Below are 22,679 nucleotides of genomic sequence, written 5' to 3'. Positions count from 1 at the left end.
GTGAGCGCCACACGGGCGCACCGCTCGATAGCCGGAAGAGGAACCCGATGAAGTACATGCTGTTGAAGACCTACAACACCCCCGCGTTCTGCGACACACCGATCAACGAATGGTCCCCGCAGGAGATCCAGGCGCACATAGACTTCCAGCGCGCCCTCGGCGAGCAATTGGCCAAGTCGGGTGAGCTGGTAGACGCGCAGGGGCTCACCGGCCCCACCGAAGCCCGCATCGTCAGCTCCGACGGCCGCTCGGCGCCGGTGGTGACCGACGGACCGTTCCCGGAGACGAAAGAGTTCTTGGCCGGGTACTGGATCGTCGACGTTGACAGCCCGGAACGGGCCTACGAGATCGCCGCGCGCGCCTCGGCGGCACCGGGGCCGGGCGGCACACCGATCGGCGAATACATCGAGGTACGGCCGGTTTTGAGCGTCCCGGCCAGCGACCAGTGACCAACCGGCGAGTGGTGACCGACGACACACCGCTCCCGGGGAGGGCCGAGGACCTGTTGCGCGAGTTGGCGCCACAGGTCCTCGGTGCATTGGTCCGTCGGTTCGGCGATTTCGACGCCGCGGAGGACGCGCTGCAGGAGGCCATGCTCGCGGCGGCGACCCAGTGGCCGGTGGACGGCCTGCCGGACCACCCGCGCGGCTGGCTGATCCAGGTGGCACAGCGCAGGATGACCGACGCGGTGCGGGCCGAGGTGGCCCGGCGACGCAGGGAGACAACGGTCTTCGACCGCGAGGTGCCCGACGCGATGCCGGTCGATCACGACGACACCCTCGCCATGTTCTTTCTCTGCTGCCATCCCGCGCTGTCCTCGGCCAGTGCCATCGCGCTGACGTTGCGTGCGGTGGGCGGGCTGACCACGGCGGAGATAGCACACGCGTTCCTGCTGCCGGAAACGACGATGGCGCAACGGATTACGCGGGCGAAGAAGAAGCTGGCGAGGCTGGAGCGGCCGTTCGCTCAGCCGGGCGACAGCGAATGGCGTGCACGGCTCGGGACCGTGCTGCATGTGCTGTATCTGATCTTCAACGAAGGCAATACCAGTACGTCCGGGCCGGAATTGCAGCGTGCGGATGTGTCCGGCGAGGCGATTCGGCTTGCGCGCGTGGTGCATCGGGAGTTGCCGGACGATACCGAGGTCACCGGGTTGCTCGCGCTCATGCTGCTCACCGATTCCCGGCGGGCGGCGCGCACCGGCGACCGGGGTGAGCTGATTCCGCTCGCCGAGCAGAACCGTGCGCGGTGGGATCGACGGCAGATCACCGAGGGCGTCACCTTGACGACGAGCACTCTCGCACAAGGACTTACCGGGCCATATCAGATCCAGGCGGCCATCGCGGTGCTGCACGCGCAGGCCGGTAGCGCCGAGGAGACCGAATGGACGAAGATCCTCGCGCTGTACGACCTGCTCGAAAAGCTTTCGGACAACCCGATCGTCACGCTCAACCGTGCCGTCGCCGTCGCGATGGTGCACGGGCCCGACGCCGGTCTCGAACTCGCCTCGACACTGGACGACCAACTGGCTGGCAACCATCGACTCGACGCCGTCCGCGGCCACTTTCACGAAATGGCAGGCGATTTCGCCGCCGCCATCACCTGCTACACCTCCGCGGCGGGCCGCACCCCCAGCGCGCCCGAAAACCACTACCTCACCCTCCGCGCCGCACGGCTGCGCCATCGGTGAGTGGCACACCGTAACGCCGCGCTCTCGACGTTTGCCGCAGCCGGGTGCCACTCACCGATCGGTCCGTGGGGCAGACTGCGAGGGTGACGGATAAGACCAGTGCGGGAGTTTTGGTGTTTCGGCGGGGCGACGCGGGCGTCGAGGTGTTGATCGGGCATATGGGTGGGCCGTTCTTCGCGCGTAAGGACAACGGCGCGTGGTCCATCCCGAAGGGCGAGTACGAGCCGGAGTTGGAGGACGCGCGGGCAGCGGCCAGTCGCGAGTTCAACGAGGAGCTCGGACTGTTCGTGCCGCCCGGCGACTGGATTCCGCTCGGCGACGTGCGGTACAGCAGCGGCAAGGGAAAGAAGACCCTGACCGTCTGGGCCGTCGAGGGTGACCTCGACCCTGCCGACGTGGTGCCTGGAACGTTCGAGATGGAGTGGCCGCCGCGCTCCGGTCGCATGGCGAGCTTCCCGGAGATCGACCGGGCCGAGTGGTTCGACCTGGCCACCGCGCACGAGAAGCTCGGCACGGGCCAGCGGCCGTATCTGGATCGGCTGAACGACTACCTCGGTCAGGCCTGACCACTACGGCCAGGCGTGCCTACTGCGGCCAGACCCGACGACCTCGGCCAGACCCGACGACCTCAACCACGCCTGACCACCACGGCCAGACCCGACTACTGCGGCCAGACGTGACTGCCTCGGCTAGACCTGACTACCTCGGCCAGGCCTGACTACTGCGGCCAGGCCTGACTACTGCGGCCAGGCCTGACTACTGCGGCCAGGCCTGACTACTGCGGCCAGGCCTGACTACTGCGGCCAGGCCTGACTACTGCGGCACACCGGTCCAGGTGCGTCCGGTGACGAGTTCGTATGCCTCCATGTACTTCTGGCGGGTGGCCTCGACGATGTCGGCGGGGATCTCCGGGCCGGGGTATTCCTTGTTCCAGCCGGTGGAGGTGGACCAGTCGCGGACGAACTGCTTGTCGAAGGAGCGTTGCGCGCGGCCGGGTTCCCATTCGGCGGCCAGCCAGAAGCGCGACGAATCGGAGGTGAGCACCTCGTCGCCGAGGGTGAGAGTGTCACCGTCCCAGCCGAATTCGACCTTGGTGTCGGCGACGATGACACCTCGCTCGGTGGCGTGCGCCGCGCCGCGGGAGTAGATGTGCAGGGTCAGGTCGCGCAGCTGCTCGGCGACCTCGCGGCCCTCTTGATTCACCACGTCGGCGAAGGTGATCGACTCGTCGTGCCCCTCGGAAGCCTTGGTGGTCGGCGTGAAGATCGGCTCGGGCAGCTTGTCGCCCTCGCGCAGGCCGGGCGGCAGCGCCACGCCGGACACCGAGCCTTCCCGCTGATACTCCTTCAGCCCCGAGCCGACCAGATAGCCGCGGGCGATGCATTCGACCTGCACCATCTTCAGCGGCTTGACCCGGATCGCGCGACCGGCGAACTCGGCGGGCACGTCGGTGGCGGAGACCACATGGTTGGGCACGTCGGTGAAGTAGTCGAACCACCAGTTGGACAGCTGGGTGAGCAGCGCGCCCTTGTCCGGGATCGGCGTCGGCAGCACCACGTCGTAGACCGAAACCCGATCGGACGCGACGAGCAGCAGGGTGTCGCCGTCCTCATAGAGGTCGCGCACCTTACCGGCGTGCACATGCTTCACTCCGCAGCTCCGATCCTGGATAGGGTTCTAAGGCAGTTCAAAAAAAGTCCCGCGCGGGCAACCTTACCCAGGTGGCATCGTGGGGAATGCCCGAGCTAGTTCTTCGAACCCGAAGGAGCCCTATGTCCGCACCGAACCTGACTCGCGACCAGGCGATCGAACGCGCGTCGACCGTGTCGGTCGACAATTACCGCATCGACCTGGACCTGACCGACGGTGCGGGCAAACCGGGCGAGCAGACCTTCCGCTCGCGCAGCACGGTCACCTTCACCGCGACGCCGGGCGCGAGCACCTACATCGATCTGGTGGCCCGCGGCGTGCGTTCGGCGGTGCTCAACGGCACCGCGCTCGACGTCTCCGGCTACGACGAGTCCACCGGGATCGCGCTGACCGACCTGGCCGCGACCAACGAGCTGGTCGTCGAGGCCGACTGCGAGTACTCGCACACCGGTGAGGGTCTGCACCGCTTCGTCGACCCGACCGACGACGCCGTCTACCTGTACTCGCAGTTCGAGACCGCCGATGCCAAGCGGATGTTCGCCTGCTTCGACCAGCCGGACCTGAAGGCCACGTTCGATATCAGCGTCACCGCGTCGCCCGACTGGCGGGTCATCTCCAATAGCGCCGTCGTGGAAACCCTTGCGGCGGAACCGGGTAAGCACATCTTCCGGACCACGCCGAAGATGAGCACCTACCTGGTCGCGCTCATCGCGGGCCCGTACACGCAGTGGACCGACGTCTACACCGACGACCACGGCAGCATCCCGCTCGGCATCTATTGCCGCGCTTCGCTTGCCGAGCACATGGACGCGGAGCGGCTGTTCACCGAGACCAAGCAGGGATTCGGCTTCTACCACAACAACTTCGGCGTTCCGTACGCGTTCGGCAAGTACGACCAGCTGTTCGTGCCGGAGTTCAACGCGGGCGCGATGGAGAACGCGGGCGCGGTGACCTTCCTCGAGGACTACGTCTTCCGGTCCAAGGTGACCCGCGCGTCCTACGAGCGCCGCGCCGAGACCGTGCTGCACGAGATGGCGCACATGTGGTTCGGCGACCTGGTCACCATGAAGTGGTGGGACGACCTGTGGCTGAACGAGTCGTTCGCCACCTTCGCCTCCGTGCTGTGCCAGTCCGAGGCGACCGAATACACCAGTGCCTGGACCACTTTCGCGAATGCGGAGAAGTCCTGGGCCTACCAGCAGGACCAGCTGCCCTCCACCCATCCGATCGCGGCGGACATCCCCGATCTGGCCGCGGTCGAGGTGAACTTCGACGGCATCACCTACGCCAAGGGCGCGAGCGTGCTCAAGCAGCTCGTCGCCTATGTGGGTCTCGAGCCGTTCCTTGCCGGTCTTCGCGCCTACTTCACCGACCACGCCTACGGCAACGCCACCTTCGGCGATCTGCTCTCGGCGCTCGAAAAGTCTTCCGGCCGTGACCTTTCCGACTGGGGTGCGCAGTGGCTCAAGACCACCGGCCTGAACACCCTCCGCCCGGACTTCGCGGTGGACGACGACGGCAAGTTCACCTCGTTCGCCGTCCTGCAAGGTGGCGCGGCGCCCGGCGCCGGTGAACGTCGCGTGCATCGGCTCGTCGTCGGCGTGTACGACGACCAGGACGGAAAGCTGGTGCGTACCAAGCGCGTCGAGCTCGACGTCCAGGCCACCGAACGCACCGAGGTACCCGAACTGGTCGGCGTGGCGAGCGGGCAGTTCGTGCTGATCAACGATGACGACCTGACCTACTGCTCGGTGCGCCTCGACGCGGGTTCGCTTGACGTGCTCGTCAACCGGATAGCCGATATCGCCGAGCCGCTGCCGCGCACCCTCGCCTGGTCGGCGGCCTGGGAGATGACCCGCCAGGCCGAGTTCCGCGCCCGCGACTTCATCGCCCTCGTGCAGTCCGGCGTCGGCGCGGAATCGGAAATCGGTGTGGTGCAACGGCTTCTGATGCAGGCGAACCTCGCGCTGCGCAGCTACGCCGACCCGGAGTGGGCGGCGAGCACCGGCTGGACCGACTACGCGAACCGGCTGCTGGAGCTGGCCCGCGAGGCCGAGGCTGGCTCGGACCACCAGCTCGCCTTCGTCAACGCGCTCACCGGAGCCAAGCTGTCCGCCTGGCACACCGAGGTACTGCGCGAGCTGCTCGACGGCGATCCCGGCAAGGTCGGCCTGGCCGGGCTCACGATCGACACCGACCTGCGCTGGCGGATCGTGGTCGCGCTGGCAGCGGCGGGTGAGATCGACGCCGACGGCCTCGACACCCCGTTCATCGACCAGGAGCTGGCCAAGGATCCGACCGCGGCGGGTAAGCGGTATGCCGCGACCGCTGCGACCGCCCGTCCGCTCGCGGAGGTCAAGGAGCAGGCCTGGGCCAAGGTGATGGATGACGATTCCATCTCCAATATCACCACCCGCGCGATCGTCACGGGGTTCGCTCCGGCGGGACAGGCCGAGCTGCTCGCACCCTATGTGGATCGCTACTTCGCGGAGGTTCCCGGCGTGTGGGAGCGGCGCTCCAGCGAGGTCGCGCAGACCGTGGTCGTCGGTCTCTACCCGGGGTGGACGATCAGTGACGATGCGGTCGCCGTCGCAGACAAGTTCCTCGGTGGGGACCACCCGCCCGCGCTGCGCCGACTGGTGGTCGAGGGTAAGGCCGGCGTCGAACGTGCCCTTCGCGCACGGGCATTCGACGGGAAGTAACCGGCTGTGATCAACGGGGCATGACTGTGTGAGTCATGCCCCGTTGACCAATGTCATTGGAATAGAGCAGTATTCGCCGCGGCCCACTGGGCGAAGGTGGTGGCGGGGGCGCCGGTGACGTCGGCGATGGTGGTGCTCGGTTGCGGGTGCCAGCCCACCATCGAGCCGGTCGCTTCGACATACCACTCGGCGTTGTTCATGACTCGCGCGAAGATCGCGATCGCTTCGTCACGCGGGACTTGCCGGACAGTCACGGTCCGGCCGAGAGCGATACCGAGTTGCTTGACGCGGTCGGCCCTTGTGAGCACTTCCGGGCCGGTGAGCTGGTAGGTCTGGCCGTTATGGCCTTCGGAGAGCAGGACTTTCGCGGCGACGCGGGCGATGTCGTCCATCGCGACCGGGACGCTCTCGACCTCCGGGAACGGGTCGCCGACCTCGTCGGACGAACGGATCTGGTCGGCCCACATCGTGGCATTCTCGATGAAGTCACCGGCGAACAGGTGAGTCCATTCGAGTCCGGAATTCTCGACCGCCTCCGCTATCGGCGTCCAATGGGCCTCGCCGGAGAGATCGACGATGTGCCGGATACCCGCCTGCTCGGCCAGCGAGACAACCTCATCGATCGTCTCCAACATCGGCGCGAGATACATCCGCTCCACCCCCTCGAAGGCAGCAGGCAACGACGACACCCTGCGCAGATACCCCTCGGCGACCTCCACTCCGGCAGGCAGCCCGGCCCGATCCGGATGATTGGTCAGTGCTCTGACATCGTCGGCACCCCCCGCAAGCAAGTGGTCGACAACCATACGTCCGATATTCCCGGTAGCCCCCGTCACAAGAATCTTCACCTGACCACCCTGCGCGGGCCGCGCGATACGCGGCAACCCCCAAATGTGGTGCTAGCGAACAAGAAAATTTGAGGCTCTAGCGGGGCATTGTGGTCAGGCCGGGCGATGCGGTGCTGCAGTGCAGTGCAGTCAGGCGGCACGGTGCAGAACAGTGCGATGCGGCAGAGCAGCGTGGTGCGGTGCAGCCGAGCAGTCCGGTGCGGCGCGGCTGTGCGGCACACGGTGGTGCGGCACGGACGGCAGCGCGGTGCAGTGCGGCCGGTGTGGCGCAGCCGGGCAGCGCGCGCGGCGCGGCTGGGCAGCGCGGTGGTGCGGCGCGGTGCCGACGGGCAGCGCGGTGCGGACGGGCAGCGCGGTAGTGCAGCGCGGGTGCGGACGGGCAGCGCAGCGCGGTGCGGTGCGGTGCGTGCAGCGGCCAGTGTGCGCAGCGCGGCTGGGCAGCGCGGTGGTGCAGCGCGGTGCCGACGGCAGCGCGGTGCGGTGCAGCCAGTGCGATGCGGACTGGCAGCGCAGTGCGGTGCAGAACAGTGCGGTGCGGTGCGGTGCGGTGCGGTGCGATGCGGCAGAGCAGTGCGGTGCGGCTGGGCGTGCGGTGCAGCCGAGCAGTGCGGTGCGGCTGGGCGGCTGGGCGGCACGGTGGTGCGGCACGGACGGGCAGCGCGGTGCAGTGCGGCCGGGCAGGGTGCGCGGCGCGGCTGGGCGGCGCCGGTGGTGCGGCGCGGTGCCGACGGGCAGCGCGGTGGTGCAGCGCGGTGCGGACGGTGCGTGCAGCGGCCAGTGCGCGCGGCGCGGCTGGGCAGCGGCGCGGTGCCGACGGGCAGCGCGGTGCGGTGCGGCCGGTGCGTGCAGCCGGGCAGTGCGCGCGGCGCGGCTGGGCGGCGCGGCGCGGTGGTGCGGCGCGGACAGGCAGCGCAGTGCGCACAGGCCGCGCAGTGCGGTGCGGCCGGTGCGGCGCAGCCGGGCAGTGCTCGCGGCGCGGCTGCGCGGCCCGGACAAGCGGCGCGGCTCGGCCAACCGGCGCGGTGGTGTGCCGCGGCCGGGTGGCACAGCCGGGTGGCACAGCCGGGTGGCACAGCCGGGTGGCACAGCCGGGTGGCACAGCCGGGTGGCACAGCCGGGTGGCACAGCCGGGTGGCACAGCCGGGTGGCACAGCCGGGTGGCACAGCCGGGTGGCGCAGCCGGGTGGCGCAAACGCCACCGGCGCGCTCACCACAGGGGTGAGCGCGCCGGTGGCATTGCTCGTGACTCCGCCGCTCGGGCGGAATGGTTCAGCGGCCGATGGCGGCGGCCATTACGCGGACCGCGGAGACCAGGCCGTCGATGAGCTGGCCCTGGCGGAACGAGCTGGACGCGGCGGTGACGCCGAGCTGGCAGACCCGGTCGTTCGCGCGGTCGGCGACGTCGCGGCCGGAGCGGACCTCGATCGCCTTGTCGTTGGGCGAGACGGCGATGAGCACCGAACGCGTCGCCTCGGGGGTCGACGGGAAGATCGCGTCCGCGCCCGCGGCCGGATCAGCGCCGAGATCGCCGATGTAGACGTTGAACCGCACCTTGGTGGCTCGGGTCGCCTCGGTGAGCACGTTGTCCATGGCCAGCCGCTCGTCATCGCTGAACGGGGCCTCCCTGAACACGTCGCCCGCCTCGTGCACGCCGGAGACGCGTCCACTCGTGGTGACCACGTACCCGTGCGGCAGGTCGGCTTCGACCACCGCGGGCCAATTAGAACTTGCCACTTGCCCGGCCTCCGATCAGCTCCGCCTGGTTGGCCTCGATCGCCGCATGATGGCCATGCGATGACTCGGCCGCATTGTGGTGACCCGTCGAGGTCACCTCGTCGGTCGCACTCCACAGCACCGGCGCCGCCGTCCACTGCTGACCGAGGTCGTAGTGGACGGGCTTCTCACCGGCGAGTGGCTTACCGAGATACGTCAATCCGGCGATCGCGCCGTATACCACCAGCGGGATGCCGAGGAAGACCAGCACAGTCTCGAGAATGCTCACGGTCCAACGGTAGACGATGCTGTGTAGTAGTTCCTCTTCTGGTCACACTGAGCGTGATTCGTGTCGAGCCGGGCGGGTCGTCAGACCAGCCAGGCGGCGGTGTTCGGCGGCAGCTGACCGCCCGCCAGCGGCGCGCTGGCCAGCAGCACATCGCCGGGTGGCAGCTGGGTCGGCGCCGTCGACGCGTTCAGCACGCAAACCAGTCCGCCCTCACGGCGGAAGGCGAGACAGCCGGGCGGGCTGCCGTACCACTCGACCCGGTCACCGGTGAATTCCGGTCGCAGGCCACGCAATTCGATGGCCATCCGGTAGAGCGACAAGGTCGAGCCCAGTTCTTCGAGCTGTGCTTCCACCGTGTGCCCGGCCCAGTCGGACGGCATCGGCAGCCACGGCGTTCCGGTGGTGAAGCCGAACGGCGGTGCAGTGCCCTCCCACGGGATCGGCACCCGGCAGCCGTCGCGGCCGCGTTCGGTGTGTCCGGAGCGTTCCCACGCGGGGTCCTGCAGTACCTCGTCGGGTAGGTCGTCCACGTTGGGCAGGCCGAGTTCGGCACCGTTGTAGATGAATACCGAACCGGGCAGCGCCAGTTCGAGCATCATCATCGCGCGGGCCCGGTCCACCCCTGCCGCGCCGCCGCCGTAGCGGGTGACTTCCCGTTTGATGTCGTGGTTGGACAGCGTCCAGGTGGGCGATGCGGCGACCGGCGCGACCGCGGCGAGGGAGTTGTCGATCGCCTCGCGCACATCGTCGGCGTCGAATTCGGTCTGAGCCAGGCGGAAATTGAAGGCCAGGTGCAGTTCGTCGGGGCGCAGGTACTCGCCGAATCGAACGTTGTCGTTGACCCACACCTCACCGATCGACACCGCGTCGGGGTAGTCGTCGAGCACCTTGCGGATGCGACGGTGGATCTCGTGCACCGCGGGGTTGTTGAAGCGCAGATCGTCGTCGTCGTTGGCGAGCAGGGCGGTCTTGACCACCGCCATATCGGGCAGGCCCGCCGGTTTGGCCATGCCGTGTGCCACGTCGAGGCGGAAACCATCGACGCCGCGATCGAGCCAAAACCGCAGTGTCTTCTCGAAATCGGCGGCGACCTCGGGGTTTTCCCAATTCAGGTCGGGCTGTTCGGGCGCGAAGATGTGCAGGTACCACTGGCCCGGCGTGCCGTCGGGCTCGGTGACCCTGGTCCAGGCGGGACCGCCGAAGATGCTCGGCCAGTTGTTCGGCGGAGCGTCGCCGTCGGGGCCGCGGCCGTCACGGAAGAGGTAGCGGGCGCGTTCCGGGCTGCCCGGTCCGGCTTCGAGCGCCGCGAGGAACCAGGGATGTTCGCTGCTGGTGTGGTTCGGCACCAGGTCCATGGTGATCTTGATGTGGCGGAAATGCGCCTCGGCGATCAGCTCGTCCATCGCGGCGAGGCCGCCGAAGAGCGGGTCGATATCGCGGGGGTCGGCGACGTCGTAGCCACCGTCGGCCATCGGCGATGTCATCACCGGACAGACCCACAGTGCGTCGATGCCGAGCAGCTCGAGATAGCCGAGCTTCTCGCGTACGCCGCGGAGATCACCGACCCCGTCGCCGTCGGAATCCGCGAAGGATCTTGGATAAACCTGGTAGAACACGGCCGACCGCCACCATGGTTGCGTGGTGCGATCCACCGGCACCAGTACGGCGGGTGTATCAGTCACAGACGTAATAGTGCCAAAGTTTTGCGGCAAAAACCCTTAGGCGGAGCACCTATCTCAACTTCGGGCAAATTGTCAGCGTCCGATCGGACGCGCCGAAAACCCTCGCGCCGACTCGGTTCTCGCGCCAAACGCCCTCACCAGGGGGCGTTCATCAGCGAATTCGCCGCCATCTCCAGGTAGTCCAGCAGCGCCTTGCGATGCTCGTCATCGAGTAGCTCGGGCTCGATCTCGGCTACGGCGATTCGCATACAACGCAACCACGCGTCGCGCTCCAGCGGACCGATCGTGAACGGATTGTGCCGCATCCGCAGCCTCGGATGGCCGCGCTCCTCGCCATAGGTGCGCGGGCCGCCCCAGTACTGCTCCAGGAACATGCGCAGCCTGCGCTCGGCCGGGCCTAGATCTTGTTCGGGGTAGAGCGGGCGCAGCACCTCGTCGTCGGCCACCTCGCGGTAGAACGCCGCGACGATCCGCCGGAACGTGTCCGCGCCGCCGACCGCCTCGTAGAACGACGCTGTCGTCTGCTCTGCCGAAGCCGCTGCTGTCTGCTCGCCCGAAGTCATAGACCCTCTCGATTCGCTGGATGCGCCGACGTCCATTGTGCCCGCGCTCGGCATCGGCAGCCCACATCGCTGTTTTCCGGAGCCGAAAATCGCGGACCGGCAGCTCTTCAGCCACAGTTAACCGGACATTGTTGAAAATCACCGTGCAATAGCCGTCGTTCCATGGTCAACTGGGTGGCAATCTCTGCCGAGCTAACAGCATGATCCTGCCAATCATGAAATTGAGGTCCAGATGAAGCAGCGGCACAGCGCCAGATCACACGAGGCGCGTACACACCGACAACTCCAGCCCGCCGACGTCCACAATCGTGGCTCGGGGGCTACTCCGCTGCATATCCTGTCCGATCATTATCCGGGCGCGCATCACGAACATGCGCACCGCTCCGCACCGCCGCACAATGAGACTCCGAGCTGGTTGAAGCGCCGGGTGCTGCTTCTGAACGCCACCTACGAGCCGCTTACCGCTCTGTCCGCGCGCCGCGCGATCGTCCTGCTCATCTGCGATAAAGCCGACACCGTCCATCACGACGCCGAAGGCCCGGTAGTCCATTCCGCCGAAGCCGCCGTCGCCATCCCCTCGGTGATCCGCCTGCGCACCTACGTCCACGTCCCCTATCGGGCCCGCGTCCCGATGACCCGCGCCGCACTCATGCACCGCGACCGCTATCGCTGCGGCTACTGCGGCGGCAAAGCGGAAACCATCGACCACGTCATCCCACGCAGCCGAGGCGGCGAACACTCCTGGGAGAACTGCGTCGCCAGCTGCGCGCCGTGTAATCACCGCAAAGCAGACAAAATGCTGAGCGAACTCGGGTGGACGCTGCGCTCACCGCTCGTCTCTCCGAAGGGGCCGCACTGGCGGCTGTTATCTACAACGGCCGACCTGGACCCGGTGTGGTTGCAGTATCTCGGCGAAGGCGCCGCCTAGGTGTATTCGATTACCAGGGTTGCCCACGTGCTCGGCGCCAGCAGCTGGAAACGTGTGGGATTGCCCGGGTAGGAGACTCAGTCGCCGGAGCCTGTTTCGACAGGCTCGTCGAGTAAGCCGACTTTCGCGCGTCCGCTCGGGAGTAGCAGCCACGGTTCGGTTCGATGGCGGCGGTAACCAGCGCGCCGTTTCTGTCTGCGGGAATGCCTGTGCTGGTTACGCTTTCGGGATTACTCATGGCCGGACGAGATCAAGGAACACCAGACCGGCTTCGGAACCCGAAAGCGTTTGTGACGCAACCACAGCCAGATGACCACGCCGAAACCCCCACGTCGCGTGCCTGACTGATAACTACAGCCGGGTACCGCAGGCGCCGTGCCCAGCACTGCTCGGTAAACACCTGGGTAGGTTCACTTTTGCGGAGGTCTTTAGGTTTACCCGCCCGGGACTGCGTGCTGAGAGAAGTCCAATGGTGTACTGCCCCAAGGTTTTCGGCAGTCCGTGGGATACCCGGGTAGTGCTGAGCGCGTGAGGTGAGGTTCCCGGCTTTCTCTGCCGCGGCTTGGGTTGCGAGGTGGCAGTTTTCGGAGGGAGGACTGGCTGTGGTGCCGTTTTCGAGCGTTCCTCGGGGCGGGAATGGTCTCGAAGGATGGTTTTCATGATCAACGGGACATGAGGGCGGGAAAGTGCGAGTAAACCCGCCCTCATGTCCCGTTGGAACATGGACGGGCCGCTGGTGGCGGCCGGGGTGGGGCCCGTGTGGTTGATAATCCTCCGCGCGGCGGCGACTGCGATCCAACGGCACATAGTGGCGAGAAAGAGCGAGTAGGCCCACCCTCATGTCCCGTTGGAACATGAACGGCCCGTTGGTGACTGCCGAGATGGGGCAGCTCGGTGTGGCTGATGGTGTGCCGCGCGGCGGCGCCGAAATCCAATGGGACATGGTGGCGGGAAAGTGCGAGTAGGGCCGCCCTCATGTCCCGTTGAATCATGAACGCGCCGTTGGTGACTGCCGGAGCGGGGCCCGTGTGGTTGATGGTGCGCCGCGCGACGGCGACCGCGATCCAACGGGACATAGTGGCGGGAAAGAGCGAGTAGGGCCGCCCTCATGTCCCGTTGGGATATGAACGGCCCGTTGGTGACTGCCGGGATGGGGCCCGGTGTGGTTGATGGTGTATCGCACGGCGGCGCCGATATCCAATGGGACATGGTGGCGGGAAATGCGAGTGGGACCGCCGTCATGTCCTGTTCGTGGTGCATCTGGTCCCGTTGATCGTGAACGGGGGCATGTCGGAGGCAGACGCACCCTGACTCGGAATCCGCCCACTACGGGCGCCCGGAGTCGGTGCGGATCCCGAGTCAGGGTGCGGATCTCGAAAGCGATGGGGTTGATGGTGCGTTGCGGGGCAGGGATCAAGATCATGGGGAACTGGTGGCGGGATCGGCCGAGAAGGGGCCGCCGACAGTTCCTCATGATCTTGAACGGGGCTGCAGTCGGCGTCGGTCGCACGTGTTCGCTGGGGCACCGCGGTCAGGTTTCCCATGATATTGGAAGGTCTGGATTCGGTGGGGGCGCAGCATTTCTCGGGGGGCGTGGTGCTCTTGGAGGTGCTGTGCCTGCGGATTTCGGTGGGGCGCTTGGGGGTGGGTCAGGTTGGGGAGAGGGTGATGCTGCCGGAGCGGCGGCGGGCTACCGAGCCGTAGCGGGCGTCTATGCGTAGCCAGGTGTTGGTGGCGCGGACGCGGACGATTTCGGTGGGGAGGATGCGGCGCGAGTCGGCCTTGTCACCGGAATGCGGGATGAAATCCATTGCGGTGAGGGCGAAGACGACGCGCATCGGGACGTGCACCTGGGTGTCGGCGCTGGAGACGGTGAGCACGGTTTGGTCGAGCAGGGAGGCGGGTGGGCCGTGGCTGCTGCCGTGTTCCTTGGCCAATTGCGCGCCCTGCTCGGCGAGTTCGACCAGGGTGCGGGCGGGCACGTCGTCGATGTGTGCGAAACCGTCCACCGGGGGTAGCGCGCCGCGCCATGCGGAATCCATCGAATAGCCGAGGTCGATGGGCAGACCGGAGCCGAGGCCGGCCAGCACCATATCGGCGCCGACGGTGACATCGTCGACGCCTAGCTCACCGACAATGGTGCGGACCGCGAGCGCCTCGAAACCCGTTGCCACCCAGGCGGAAACGTACTGCTCCCCGCGGCGGCGGATACGTACCACCGCCGCGGGGTCCAGCCGCACAGCCCGAGTCAGGAACGTCGCGAGGTTCTCTCGCTCCGCCGGATCGGACACGTGCAATACACGTTGTTCGGCCATCACGGCTGTGCTGCCGTTCTCGACCAGCGCTCGCCTATGTGGATCAGTCCTTCCACTGGGCGAGATAGTCGCGTTCGGCATTGCTGAGCCGACGCAACCGCTGTGCGGTCATGTCGAACGCGGCAATCTGAGTGGAGGCCGTCACCGCGGGCGGCGAGTCCGGCGCCGCACTCGCGGCGCGCACCTCGTAACCGATGGTGAAGTCGACCGCCCGCAGCCGCTCGATCCACATGGCGATATCGAGCGGAGTGTCCTCGTGCCGCAGCTGGCCGCGATAACGCACCCGCAGATCGGCCAGCACACAGCCGGTCCCGAGCTCAGCAGTCGGACGGCCTGGCTCGAGCAGCCACGGGATGCGCGCCTCCTCCAGCAGAGTCACCATGCGGGCATGGTTCACATGCTGGAAAGCATCCATGTCCGACCACCTGACCTCTACCTGGGTGTGAAAACGCTTGGGCAGCACGACCTTGCCGCCCTGCGCAGCATTCAGACCCTGCGCCTTCCCATTACCGTCCAACGAACTCGTCAACGTGGTACCTCCGATTGAGCGCCCACCCCGCTCACCATGCTTCGCACTTGCCGCGCTGCAACCGACAACGTGGCGAGATCGTGGGTTCCGGACTCGAACAACTCCGACAGTGCCGCACGGGCACGTCCGAGCCGTGACTGGTTCTTCGACTCCCAGTATGCAATCTTCTCGTCCGCGCTCTCTTCCGGGTCACCGGCGGAGAGCACATCGAGGGTCAGCGAACGCAGCGAGGCGTACATGTCGTCACGCAGCGCGAGCCGAGCCAGCGAGTGCCAGCGGTCGCCCCGTTCCAGGTGACTCACCGCCTGCAGCAACCAGTCGATCTTGAGGTGCTCGTTGAGCGCGTAGTACAGCGATCCGACCTCGTCGCCATCACGATCGGTGATGTCGGCGATGTCGACGATGTCGAGCAGCGGGAACAGGTTGAGCAGCCCGAACACCTCGGTGGCCAGGTCGGTCGGTGCACCGCGGGCGATGAGCTCGGCCGACTGATCGGTGAGCGTCGCGACGTGATGTCCGCGCAGCCAGCCCGGCACCTTCGGCGCCAGCGCCTGCACGTCCTGGCAGTACCGGTTGATCTCCGCGCCGACCGCGATCGGCTGCGGCCGGTTGCTCAGGAACCAGCGCGACGCACGGTCCAGTGTCCGTTTGGTTTCCAGTTCCAGCAGGTCGCGCACCGCGGTGGCGGCGTCGGCCGCGCGGATCCGCGCCCACATCTCGGGCAGGCCGAAGATCTCGGTGGCCGCCGCGAACGCGCGCACCGAGTCGGTGGGCGTGGCGCCGGTCTCCTCGCTCAACCGGTGCGCGTAGGTGATGCCGCCGTAGTCGACCATCTCGTTCACGATCATCGTGGTGAGGATCTCCCGACGCAGCCGGTGCTTCTTGATCGCGGCACCGAACCGGTCCCGCAGCGGCGTCGGGAAGTAGTCGGGCAGCCGGGTGACGAAGAAGGGGCTGTCCGGCAGATCCGTGTCGAGCAGGTCGGCCTTGAGCGAAAGCTTCACGTGCGCCATGAGATTGGCGAGTTCCGGTGAAGTCAGGCCGACGCCGTCCTCCAGCATGCGCTTGAGCTCGACGTCCGAGGGCAGTGCCTCCAGCTCCCGGTCGAGGCCGCGGCGCGTCTCGAGATCGTCGATGAGCCGCATGTGCACGTTCAGCATCTGTGGTGCGTCCGTACGGGACATGCCCATCAGGAAGTTCTGCGCCACATTGTCTTCCAGCACCATCTGCGCGACCTCGTCGGTCATCGAGGCGAGCAGCGGGTTGCGTTCCGGCTCGAGCAGCTGGCCCGCGCTGACCACACCGTCGAGCAGCACCTTGATGTTGACCTCGTGGTCAGAGCAGTCGACGCCCGCCGAGTTGTCCAGCGCGTCAGTGTTCATCTTTCCGCCGCTGCGGCAGAACTCGATGCGGCCGAGCGCTGTCGCGCCCAGGTTGCCGCCCTCGCCGATCACCTTGACTCGCAACTGGTTTCCGTTAACGCGCACCGCGTCATTGGACTTGTCGCCCACCTCGGCGTTCACCTCGGTGCTCGCCTTGATGTAGGTGCCGATGCCGCCGTTCCACAGCAGCTGGGCGGGCGCGAGCAGGATCGCGTGCACCAGCTCCGGCGGGGACAGGGATTCGACACCGTCGGCCAGCCCCAACGCCTTTCGGACCTGGGGACTGATCGGAACCGACTTCACCGTGCGGTCGTAGACGCCGCCGCCCTTGCTGATGAGCGAGGCGTCATAGTCCGCCCACGACGAGCGGGGCAGCTGGAACATGCGCTGCCGTTCAGCGTAAGAGGCTGCAGTGTCCGGGTTCGGATCCAAGAAGATGTGCCGGTGGTCGAACGCCGCGAGCAGGCGGATGTGCTCGGAAAGCAGCATGCCGTTGCCGAACACGTCACCGCTCATATCGCCGACACCGACGACGGTGAAATCCTGTGTCTGGGTGTCGATATCCATTTCCTGGAAGTGGCGTTTGACGCTCTCCCACGCACCCTTGGCGGTGATGCCCATCGCCTTGTGGTCGTAGCCGGCCGAGCCGCCGGAGGCGAACGCGTCGCCGAGCCAGAAGCCGTAGCGCTTGGCCACATCGTTGGCGATATCGGAGAAGGTGGCCGTGCCCTTGTCGGCGGCGACCACCAGGTAGGTATCGTCGCCGTCGCGGCGAACCACCCTGGCGGGCGGCACAACCTTGCCGGTCGCGCGATCCACATTGTCGGTGACATCGAGCAGGCCGGAGATGAAGGTGCGGTAGCAGCTGACGCCTTCGGCACCGAGCGCCTGACGGTCCGCGACCGGATCACCGGTGGCGGCCGGCGGCTGCTTCACAACGAAGCCGCCCTTCGCGCCGACCGGCACGATCACCGCGTTCTTGACCGCTTGCGCCTTCACCAGACCGAGCACCTCGGTGCGGAAGTCCTCAAGACGGTCGGACCAGCGCAACCCGCCACGGGCCACCGGGCCGAACCGCAGGTGCACGCCCTCGACCCGCGGCGAGTACACGAAGATCTCGAATTGTGGCCTCGGCTTGGGCAATTCGCTGATCTCGCGAGGCTCGACCTTCACCGACACGTAGTCACGCGACATGCCCTCGGCGTCGGTGACGTAGTAGTTGGTGCGCAGCGTCGCCCTGATCAGGTTGAGGATGGCGCGCAGGATGCGGTCGGCGTCGAGGCTGACCACGTCGTCGATCCGGCCGCGGACCTGGACCTCCAACTCGGCGGCATGGTCGGCCGAGACGGTGTCCGGGTCGAAGCGGGCCGCGAACAGGTCGACGAACAGCCGCGCGACGTCCGGATAGGTGAGCAGCACCCGGGAGATGTTGGCCTGGCTGTACGGAAAACCGGCCTGCTGCAAGTACTTCGCGTAGGTGCGCAGGATCGATACCGCGCGCCACGGCAGCCGCGCGCGCAGCACCAGTTCGTTGAGCGGGTCCGCTTCCGCGCGGCCATACCAGGCCGCTTCGAAGGCCTCGGTGAACCGCTCGCGCAGACCGCGAACCTCCGCCTCGAGCACGGCCGCCCGTTTGGACGACTCGAGCAGCTCGGCGTCCAGATCCCGGTCGAGCGCGCTGCGCAGCAACTCGGGGCGGGCAAGCAGACCGAAGTCGTAGATCCAGCGTTCCCCGCCGGTGCTCGGGTCACCGCCCGGCTGAGCCTCCAGCTCGAGCTGGTACGGCCGCTCGTCGACCACCTCGACGCCGAGGCTCTGCAGGACCGGAAGCACCTGGCTCAGTGAGATACCGGGTCCGGCGACATAGAGCGAGAATCGCCACGAACCGGGGTCGGATTCGACGTTGCGGTACAGGTATTGGTCGATGCCGCCGTCACGCAGGTGCTCCAGGCGGACGATGTCGCCGAGCGCACGGCCTGCCTCGAAGTCCTCCTTGTAGGCGTCCGGGAACGCCTCGGAGTAGCGCTGCACCACCGCGGGGTCGAGCATCGTCGAGGTGCTCACCTCGTCGTTCAGCAGGTCTTCCCAGGTGCGGCTCGCCTCGCCGAGCAGCGCCTGGATGCGCAGCCGGTTCGCCTCGGAGGTGTCCGCGGCCGGTGCCGCGTAGCGCGGCGCACCGTGCTCCGCCTCCGGCATGCGCACCGTGAAATACACACTGGCCAAGTCGCTTTCGCCGACCCTGGCGGAGTAGTCGATGGAGACGCCACCCAGTTCGCGGACCAGGATGTCCTGCATCTCCAGCCGCACCCTGGTGGTGTAGCGGTCGCGCGGCAGGTAGACCATGCACGCCACGAATCGGCCGTAACCGTCCGCGCGCAGGAACAGGCGAACCTGACGGCGCAGCCCGATGTTCAGTACCGCGAGGGCGGTCCGGCGCATCGTCTCGGCGTCGGAGGAGAACAGCTCGGTGCGCGGGAAGGACTGGATGACCTCGAGCATCGCCTGCCCGGAGAACGACTCCAGGTCGAATCCGCTCTCCTCGATCACCGCGCGCACCCTGCGCTCGATCACCGGAATATCCAGCACGTTCTCGTGCACCGCGGTGACCGTGAAGACGCCGATGAACAGATGCTCGCCGACGATGGTGCCCGCGTCGTCGAAGTCGGCGACGCCGATGAAGTACGGGTACACCGAGCGATGCACGGTGGCGGGCACCAGGCCCTGGGTCAGCATCAGCAGCGGCCGGTCGACGGCGTTGATCGGCACCCGGAAATCGGTGCCGACGTCGGGCCGGAGCACGCCGAGGCAGGTGCCAGGCATCGGGTTGGAGCTTTCCCGCCCCTGCTCCGAGCTCAGCTGGTAGCGGGCGTAGCCGAGCACGGTGAAGTTACCGCTGGCCAGCCAGCGCAGCAGGTTCGCGGTGTCGACCAGGTCGGTGTCCGCGAACGGCGCGGTGCCCGACTTCGCGGCCAGCTCCAGATCGTCGGCCAGCCTGCTCTGCACATCCTTGATCGACTCGGTGTCGCCGATGACCTGGCGCACGTCGGCGACCACGTTCGGCATGCCGGATTCGATCCGGCTCAGCAGCGCCCGGCTGGTGGACGGGTGCAGTTGCAGGTGCATCCACGACTCGCGCAACGCGGTCGCGCCGTTCGTGCCGTCGACCTCGTGCGGGGCGGCATGCTGCAGCAGGCCGTCGGCATCGCGCTCGACTTCGAAGATCGGGTGGATCACTTCGCTGACGCTGACGCCGAGCCGGTTCAGCGATGAGGTGATCGACTCGACAAGTAGCGGCATGTCGTCGGTGACCAGCTGTACCGCCGCGCCGAGGCCGGAGCCGTCGTCGGGGTGGTACACCCGGACCAACGCCCGGTCCGCCGGGCGGTGCATGGCCAACTCCATGTGCCGCCGGAAGATTTGAGTGATGCCGGTGATCGCGCAGTCCACATCGCCAGCGTCGACGTGGCGGAAATACGCCTCCTCGAGGGTCGCAAGTTCGCCACGCAGTGCCTGCGGCAAACCAGCGGCCCACGCCGCACTGGACAATTCGGACGAGACCGTCATTTTTTCGCCAACTCCTCGGATTCGGTTCCGTAACAAAGCGACGCCGGTCCGAGAGTAGCTGTGCGTGGAAGACGAGGGGGTGAAATCCCTTCCAATCCTGGGGTGTTCACCATCACGGCCGTGTTCGCCACGCGATTGCCCAGCTCGGATGAATGATCTCGGCACAGCATCGTTCGGACTAAGGAACGTCAGGTGTGTGCGACAGGGTCTTTCTGCGGCGGCAGCGGGGCCGAAGCACCTCGGTTCAGCTCGGCTACCAGGTCGACGGTGGGGACCGCCGATTGCTCGAACTGTGCCTGCGCATTCACGTGTCCCACAGTAGCGAGATTCGAGATGTCCGTGGGGACCGGTCTGGTGCGGTTGTGCCGGATCCGAGACATAACGGACTCATATCGGTGCGGCCGAGCCGGAACCGAGTCGTGACGTCGTGTTGACGCGCGCGGCTCGATCCCGGATCAGGTCAGCTGCCGACGGAGGCCGGTCCGGAATCGGATCAGTCGCGGGTCAGCTTGCGGTGCGTAACCCGGTGCGGGCGGGCCGCTTCCAGGCCGAGGCGCTCGATCTTGTTGGCCTCGTAGGCCTCGAAGTTGCCCTCGAACCAGAACCACTTGGCGTCGTTGTCGGAGTCGCCCTCCCACGCCAGGATGTGGGTACAGGTGCGGTCAAGGAACCAGCGATCGTGGGAGATGACCACGGCGCAGCCGGGGAACTGTTCGAGCGCGTTCTCCAGCGAACCGAGGGTCTCCACGTCGAGGTCGTTGGTCGGCTCGTCGAGCAGGATCAGGTTGCCGCCCTGTTTGAGGGTGAGCGCCAGGTTCAGCCGGTTCCGCTCACCACCGGAGAGCACCCCGGCAGGCTTCTGCTGATCCGGACCCTTGAAGCCGAACGCGCTGACGTACGCGCGCGACGGCATTTCCTGGTTACCGACCTGGATGAAGTCGAGCCCTTCGGACACGACCTGCCAGACGTTCTTCTTCGGGTCGATGCCGGCGCGGTTCTGGTCGACGTAGCTCAGCTTGACCGTATCGCCGACCTTGACCTCGCCGCTGTCCGGCGCCTCGAGCCCGACGATGGTCTTGAACAGCGTGGTCTTACCGACACCGTTCGGGCCGATGACGCCGACAATGCCGTTGCGCGGCAACGTGAACGACAGATCCTTGATGAGCTGACGGTCGCCGAAGCCCTTGTCAAGATGCGAGACCTCGACCACCACGTTGCCGAGGCGCGGACCGGCCGGAATCTGGATCTCCTCGAAATCCAACTTCCTGTGCTTATCGGCCTCGGCCGCCATCTCCTCGTACCGGCCGAGGCGGGCCTTGTTCTTGGCCTGGCGGGCCTTGGCACCCGAGCGGACCCAGGCCAGCTCGTCCTTGAGCCGCTTCTGCAGCTTCTGGTCCTTCTTGCCCTGGACCTCGAGCCGCTGCGCCTTCTTCTCCAGGTAGGTGGAGTAGTTGCCCTCGTACGGGTAGGCGCGGCCGCGGTCGAGTTCGAGGATCCACTCGGCGACGTTGTCCAGGAAGTACCGGTCGTGCGTGACCGCGAGCACGGCGCCCGCGTACGCGGCGAGGTGCTGTTCGAGCCAGAGCACGCTCTCGGCGTCGAGGTGGTTGGTCGGCTCGTCGAGCAGCAGCAGGTCGGGCTTGCTCAGCAGCAGCTTGCACAGCGCGACGCGGCGGCGCTCACCACCGGAGAGGTTGGTGACCGGCTCGTCCGGCGGCGGGCAGCGCAGCGCGTCCATGGCCTGCTCGAGCTGGGAGTCGACGTCCCACGCGTCGGCGTGGTCGAGGTACTCCTGTAGCTTGCCCATCTCGTCCATGAGCTCGTCGGAGTAGTCGGTGGCCATCAGCTCGGCGATCTCGTTGAAGCGATCCAGCTTCACCTTCACCTCGCCGAGGCCCTCCTCGACATTGCCGCGGACCGTCTTCTCCTCGTTCAGCGCCGGCTCCTGCATCAGGATGCCGACCGTCGCGCCGGGCGCGATGAACGCTTCGCCGTTGTTCGGCTGGTCCAGTCCGGCCATGATCTTGAGCACGCTGGATTTACCGGCGCCGTTCGGGCCGACGACACCGATCTTGGCGCCGGGAAGGAAGTTCAAGAAGACATCGTCGAGCACGACTTTGTCACCGTGCGCCTTGCGAACCTTCTTCATCGTGTAAATGAACTCAGCCATAAGGAGGAAGCCTATCGGTGTCGGAAGCGGTGAGTTGAACCGGCGGATACCCCTCGCGGCGCTCGGCCAAAAGTCTGCCGCGCCGGGTCAGGCGCCAGCGTGCTCGGGGTGGGTTGTCAGGGGCGGCGCCGCGGCGGCGGCTGCGCTATTCTCCCCCAGCCCGTCGCCTGCGGGCACCTGGTGTTCAGCGCCGAAGCGGTCTCCAGTATTCCGCATCTCCGACCACCTGGTCACCTGCGCGGTGCAGCGGCCGAGGTCGGGGCCGACGGCGGTCGCCCGCATCTCCAGGTCGCGCCGGTCTACCCCGTCCTTGCTGCGATATTCGAGCGACCGCAGCTGGCCGTGTGCGATGACCGGATCGCCGCGCCGCATCGAGGCGTCAACACCGGCCAACAGCCTGCGCCAGCAGCTCACGGTGAGAAACAAGGTGCCGTTGTCCACCCACTCCCCCGTGTGGTGGTCCAGTCGGCGTGCATTGCTCGCCATCCGGAAGGTCAGCACCTGCTCACCGTTCGGCAGCTCACGCTTCACCGGATGGTTGACGATCGTGCCGATAACGGTCGCGTTCGCTTCGTACATCTTTACGCCCCTTCGCATTCGGCCCGTGGCGGTTGCCCGGGGACTTCCTCCCCGCGAGGAGGACTCCTCAAGCCT

The 22,679-nt window shown here is 67.0% G+C and carries 18 protein-coding genes; 6 read left to right on the top strand and 12 right to left on the bottom strand.

From position 1 onward, the window contains the following. Positions 1-47: 47 nt before the first annotated feature. The 3 genes from OG203_RS35960 to OG203_RS35950 all read left to right on the top strand — a co-directional run bounded on the left by OG203_RS35960 (position 48) and on the right by OG203_RS35950 (position 2,256). Positions 48-449 (top strand): YciI family protein, encoded by a 402-nt coding sequence (locus OG203_RS35960; protein WP_405161656.1) that lies wholly within the window; start codon positions 48-50, stop codon positions 447-449. 11 nt (positions 450-460) lie between these two features. Next, positions 461-1,690, top strand: a complete 1,230-nt coding sequence (locus tag OG203_RS35955; RefSeq protein ID WP_405168113.1) for an RNA polymerase sigma factor — start codon at positions 461-463, stop codon at positions 1,688-1,690. A gap of 83 nt (positions 1,691-1,773) precedes the next feature. Beyond that, the gene (locus OG203_RS35950) at positions 1,774-2,256 is read left to right on the top strand and encodes an NUDIX domain-containing protein (RefSeq protein ID WP_405161655.1); all 483 of its coding nucleotides are present in this window, start codon (positions 1,774-1,776) and stop codon (positions 2,254-2,256) included. Positions 2,257-2,503: 247 nt separating this feature from the next. On the opposite strand, the gene OG203_RS35945 is transcribed toward OG203_RS35950, so the two are convergent. Further along, positions 2,504-3,340 carry a phosphoribosylaminoimidazolesuccinocarboxamide synthase gene (locus tag OG203_RS35945; protein ID WP_405161654.1) on the bottom strand — a complete coding sequence of 279 codons (837 nt, stop codon included), beginning with the start codon at positions 3,338-3,340 and terminating at the stop codon, positions 2,504-2,506. Positions 3,341-3,462: 122 nt separating this feature from the next. Here OG203_RS35945 and pepN point away from each other — a divergent pair, with 122 nt between their 5' ends. Then, positions 3,463-6,042 carry an aminopeptidase N gene (pepN, locus tag OG203_RS35940; RefSeq protein WP_405161653.1) on the top strand — a complete coding sequence of 860 codons (2,580 nt, stop codon included), beginning with the start codon at positions 3,463-3,465 and terminating at the stop codon, positions 6,040-6,042. A 53-nt stretch (positions 6,043-6,095) separates the two neighbouring features. On the opposite strand, the gene OG203_RS35935 is transcribed toward pepN, so the two are convergent. The 6 genes from OG203_RS35935 to OG203_RS35910 form a co-directional block, all read right to left on the bottom strand. Next, entirely contained in the window at positions 6,096-6,890 is a 795-nt protein-coding gene (locus OG203_RS35935; protein WP_405161652.1) for an NAD(P)H-binding protein, read from the bottom strand. Positions 6,891-7,019: 129 nt separating this feature from the next. Then, complete coding sequence (locus tag OG203_RS35930) at positions 7,020-7,937, bottom strand: hypothetical protein (protein WP_405161651.1); 918 nt, start codon at positions 7,935-7,937, stop codon at positions 7,020-7,022. Positions 7,938-8,159: 222 nt separating this feature from the next. Further along, positions 8,160-8,624 carry a DUF5130 domain-containing protein gene (locus OG203_RS35925; RefSeq protein WP_405161650.1) on the bottom strand — a complete coding sequence of 155 codons (465 nt, stop codon included), beginning with the start codon at positions 8,622-8,624 and terminating at the stop codon, positions 8,160-8,162. Continuing rightward, a complete protein-coding gene (locus OG203_RS35920) occupies positions 8,611-8,892 on the bottom strand; it encodes a hypothetical protein (RefSeq protein ID WP_405161649.1) in 282 nt (93 codons plus the stop codon). The genes OG203_RS35925 and OG203_RS35920 overlap by 14 nt, the downstream gene beginning before the upstream one ends. A gap of 80 nt (positions 8,893-8,972) precedes the next feature. Continuing rightward, entirely contained in the window at positions 8,973-10,574 is a 1,602-nt protein-coding gene (locus tag OG203_RS35915) for an alpha-amylase family glycosyl hydrolase (RefSeq protein ID WP_405161648.1), read from the bottom strand. A 134-nt stretch (positions 10,575-10,708) separates the two neighbouring features. After that, positions 10,709-11,137, bottom strand: a complete 429-nt coding sequence (locus OG203_RS35910) for a globin (RefSeq protein ID WP_405161647.1) — start codon at positions 11,135-11,137, stop codon at positions 10,709-10,711. A gap of 232 nt (positions 11,138-11,369) precedes the next feature. Here OG203_RS35910 and OG203_RS35905 point away from each other — a divergent pair, with 232 nt between their 5' ends. Continuing rightward, a complete protein-coding gene (locus tag OG203_RS35905; RefSeq protein ID WP_405161646.1) occupies positions 11,370-12,065 on the top strand; it encodes an HNH endonuclease in 696 nt (231 codons plus the stop codon). 839 nt (positions 12,066-12,904) lie between these two features. Then, entirely contained in the window at positions 12,905-13,030 is a 126-nt protein-coding gene (locus OG203_RS35900) for a hypothetical protein (RefSeq protein WP_405161645.1), read from the top strand. Between the two features lie 684 nt (positions 13,031-13,714). On the opposite strand, the gene OG203_RS35895 is transcribed toward OG203_RS35900, so the two are convergent. The 5 genes from OG203_RS35895 to OG203_RS35875 form a co-directional block, all read right to left on the bottom strand. Beyond that, positions 13,715-14,380: a hypothetical protein gene (locus OG203_RS35895; protein WP_405161644.1), complete on the bottom strand. Its 666-nt coding sequence runs from the start codon at positions 14,378-14,380 to the stop codon at positions 13,715-13,717. Positions 14,381-14,423: 43 nt separating this feature from the next. After that, positions 14,424-14,795: an acyl-CoA thioesterase gene (locus OG203_RS35890; protein ID WP_405168112.1), complete on the bottom strand. Its 372-nt coding sequence runs from the start codon at positions 14,793-14,795 to the stop codon at positions 14,424-14,426. Between the two features lie 110 nt (positions 14,796-14,905). Beyond that, positions 14,906-19,855, bottom strand: coding sequence for an NAD-glutamate dehydrogenase (locus OG203_RS35885; protein WP_405161643.1), 4,950 nt, complete (start codon positions 19,853-19,855; stop codon positions 14,906-14,908). Between the two features lie 493 nt (positions 19,856-20,348). Beyond that, positions 20,349-22,025, bottom strand: a complete 1,677-nt coding sequence (gene ettA / locus OG203_RS35880) for an energy-dependent translational throttle protein EttA (protein WP_405161642.1) — start codon at positions 22,023-22,025, stop codon at positions 20,349-20,351. An 87-nt stretch (positions 22,026-22,112) separates the two neighbouring features. Next, positions 22,113-22,604, bottom strand: coding sequence for a single-stranded DNA-binding protein (locus tag OG203_RS35875; RefSeq protein ID WP_405161641.1), 492 nt, complete (start codon positions 22,602-22,604; stop codon positions 22,113-22,115). Positions 22,605-22,679: the final 75 nt, after the last annotated feature.

It is taken from the genome of Nocardia sp. NBC_01499 (assembly GCF_045040275.1).
Taxonomy (GTDB): domain Bacteria; phylum Actinomycetota; class Actinomycetes; order Mycobacteriales; family Mycobacteriaceae; genus Nocardia.
This window is presented reverse-complemented; position numbering and strand designations above follow the sequence as displayed.